At 43.4% G+C, this 3,644-nt stretch carries 3 protein-coding genes; all 3 read right to left on the reverse strand.

Annotated features, from left to right (window positions below; genetic code table 11):
• A partial coding sequence (gene secF, locus PX636_RS09155) for a protein translocase subunit SecF (protein ID WP_288116829.1) occupies positions 1–897 on the reverse strand: 897 nt, incomplete at its 3' end.
• 121 nt (positions 898–1,018) lie between these two features.
• Positions 1,019–2,425 carry a protein translocase subunit SecD gene (gene secD / locus PX636_RS09160; protein WP_288116831.1) on the reverse strand — a complete coding sequence of 469 codons (1,407 nt, stop codon included), beginning with the start codon at positions 2,423–2,425 and terminating at the stop codon, positions 1,019–1,021.
• Positions 2,426–2,451: 26 nt separating this feature from the next.
• Complete coding sequence (locus PX636_RS09165) at positions 2,452–3,435, reverse strand: alpha-ketoacid dehydrogenase subunit beta (protein ID WP_002763149.1); 984 nt, start codon at positions 3,433–3,435, stop codon at positions 2,452–2,454.
• Positions 3,436–3,644: the final 209 nt, after the last annotated feature.

Consider the following 3,644-nt stretch of genomic DNA (forward strand, 5'->3'; position numbering starts at 1 on the left):
GCGCCACCAAGCTAGTAGGGTACTAGCGATAAAAATACTCGAATAGGCCCCCGCTACAAAGCCAATAATTAAAGCTAGGGCAAAATATTTTAAAGTCGTGCCACCAAAGAGAAAAATCGCCACCAGAGGCAATAAAGTGGTCAGGGTGGTATTAATCGAACGAGTTAGGGTTTGACTCACCGCATTATCGACAATTTCATCCACGGATAATTCGGGGGTATTGACAAAATTTTCCCGAACGCGATCATAAATTACCACTGTGTCATTAACAGAAAAGCCCACAATTGTCAAGAGGGAAACCAAAAATAAACTATCCACTTCTACCCCCGCAATTAAGCCTAAAACCGCAAAGACCCCTAAAGTGATCAAAACGTCGTGCAGCAGGGCGACAATGGCAAAAAAAGCGTAATCTCGTTGAAAACGGAAGCTAAGATAGACGGCAATGCCGAAAAATGACACTAATAAAGCTAAAAATCCCGACCTAAATAATTCTTGACCGATGGTGGGACCGACCGTATCGATTTGACTGGTTTCGGGGTCAAAGGCACCGATTTTCTGGTTTAAGGTGTCGAGTAATTTTGTTCTCTGTTCTTCTGCGAGGGTTTTCGTCCGCACCGATAAAGTATATTTATCCAACACCTGCACACTACTGTTACCCAATCCCTCCTCGTCTAAAATCACTTGCACTTCGGCAGTAGTTAAGGGTTTTTCACAGTTATTCTTTTTGGCACAGGCTAATTCTATCTGAATTCTCGTACCACCAACAAAATCTAAACTCGGTCGCAAAGGCGCTTGAATAGTGAACCAAGAAATTACCATGGCCAAAATACTACCAATCGTCAGCAAGGCCGAGACTGTCCACCAAAAATTACGCTGTTTTGTAACGTTAAATGCCATATCGATTAAGTAAAAAGTAAAAAGTAAAAAGGAATTTGGGGAGTAGGGAGTGGCAATCGGTGGGTTACGGCGAATATGAAATTATTGGTTAACAGCATAACTTGTCGTCGCCTAACCCACCCTACTGATTTGCCGGTAAATTGGGGCAGAAAAGTTGCGGTTTTTGACGGACGCTAGGGACGTTTAACACGGTGATTAACAGGAGAGTGCGACTACAGGTTAAAGCGGTAAACATACTCACAGCTACCCCAATGGCTAAAGTTAAAGCAAAACCCTTGACTAATCCCGAACCCAACCAAAATAAGGCAGCACAGGCGATTAAAGTAGTAACATTACTATCGAGAATACTGGAAAAAGCCCGATAAAATCCCGACTCTACTGCCCGAAATAGGGATTTTCCGGCCCTTAATTCCTCCCGGGTACGCTCAAAGATTAGTACATTTGCATCAACTGCCATGCCGATACTGAGGATAAATCCGGCAATACCGGGTAACGTCATGGTGACTCCCACTAGGGCAAAAGCTCCCAGAGAGAGAATAGTATAGATAATCAGGGAAATATCGGCAATAATACCGGGTAAACGGTAATAAACCGCCATGAAGATTAAAACTAACAGTAAACCCACTAAACCGGCGTAGATACTGCGACGGATGCTATCCTGGCCTAAAGTTGCCCCGACGGTGCGAATTTCTTCCACTTTAACGGGGAAAGGTAGAGAACCACCGCGCAATTGAATCGCTAGATCGTTGGCAGTTTCGGCGGTAAAATTACCAGTAATCACGGCCCGGCCTCCTGTAATTCCCGTTTGGGCAAACTGCACATCAACCACAGGGGCGCTAATTAATTCATTATCGAGGAAAATCCCAATACTGCGACCAGTACCTGCGATCGCTTTAGTCAGTTCGGCAAATTTATTGCCCCCTTCCGAATCGAAAGTAATGGCCACTTCCCAGTTAGTGCCTTGGGTGGAACTAATAGTGGCATTTTGCAGATTTTTTCCAGTTAAGTCCACCGATTCAAATAAATTTAAAATCGCCTCTTTAGATTTTTGCAGAGATTGTTCTAGTTCGGCAATTTTAGCGGCATTTTCGGGTTTATTCTCGGCTTTGAGGGCGGCTAATTCCGCTTTTTTTTGTTGAAAAATTGAATATTCAGCCCGGAATTCTCCTTCTGTACCTTGTTTTTGCTGACGAAATTCTAATTGGGCCTGAACATTTAGGTTTCTCTCAGCTTCTTTGGGATCTGTGACCCCGGGTAGTTGCACGATTACCTGATTTTTACTGTCCACAGTCTGCACTAATGATTCAGAAACACCGAGGGCATTAACGCGATTTTCAATCACATTTTGTACGGCTTTTAAATCATTAGGTTGAATGGTTGTGACGGTTTCCGTGGGTTTAACCTGAATGGTTAATTGACTACCACCGCGCAGGTCTAAACCTAATTGTAGGGGTAACTTAATCAGGATGACGATCGAGGCAATAACCAGACCGATGATCAGTAACAATAACCAATTTTGTCTCTGCATAACTTCAGTATCAAAAGGAGAATTTTTTAAATGCGATCGCCGACGATTTTTTGGACAGCTTCGACAATTTGATTAGGTTGAATAATCGTCAATCTTTCTAGATTACCGTTATAAGGTGTGGGTATATCTTGGGAAGATAATCTTAACACGGGGGCATCTAATTCATCGAATAACTGCTCGTTAATTAAAGCAATTAACTCGGAAGCAATTCCTGCCGTTTTCATACATTCTTCCACGATAATCACCCTGTGAGTCTTGCGAATCGAAGCGGCAATCGTCTCCATATCAAAGGGTTTCAGGGAAATTAAATCGATAATTTCTGGATCATAGCCATCTTTTTCTAACTGTTTTAATGCCTGTAAACAGTGATGACGCATCCGCGAATAGGTGAGAATGGTGATATCTTCTCCCTTGCGAACGATTTCCGCTTTATCGAGGGGTAAAAGATACTCGGTATCAGGTAAATTTTCCTTGAGATTATAGAGAAGAACGTGTTCAAAGAAAAGCACGGGGTTATTATCTCTAATCGCCGATTTTAATAAACCTTTGGCGTTGTAAGGAGTGGAACAAGCGACAATTTTTAAGCCGGGTACCGCGTGAAAATAGGCCTCTAAACGTTGGGAATGTTCCGCACCTAATTGTCTCCCCACACCCCCCGGACCACGGATAACCATGGGGATTTTAAAATTACCGCCGGAGGTATAACGTAACATCCCAGCATTGTTGGCAATTTGGTTAAAGGCAAGCAGAAGAAAACCCATATTCATGCCTTCAATAATCGGACGCAATCCCGTCATGGCTGCCCCCACTGCCATGCCCGTAAAACTATTTTCAGCGATGGGAGTATCTAAAACCCTTAAATCGCCATATTTTTTGTAGAGATCTTTGGTAACTTTGTAGGAACCACCGTAATGACCCACATCTTCACCTAAAACAAATACTGTCTGGTCGCGGCCCATTTCCTCATCGATCGCCTGTCGCAAAGCATTAAATAATAGGGTTTCTGCCATATCAAGTCCCCGTTTACAATTCGGTCATCTTATCACTAAACTTATTATCTTACCCCTTTTCTGGTCCCAGGGAATAGGAAGTGGGGAAGTGGGGAAGTGGGGAGGTGGGGAAGTGGGGAAGTGGGGAGAATAAATAAAAGTAGGTGGAGAACGTAGGTTGGGTTGAAGCATGAAACCCAACGCCCGATTATGTTACGCTACCGCTAACC

Origin of the sequence: Microcystis sp. M53598_WE2 (assembly GCF_030067735.1) — a bacterium.
Lineage (GTDB): Bacteria > Cyanobacteriota > Cyanobacteriia > Cyanobacteriales > Microcystaceae > Microcystis > Microcystis aeruginosa.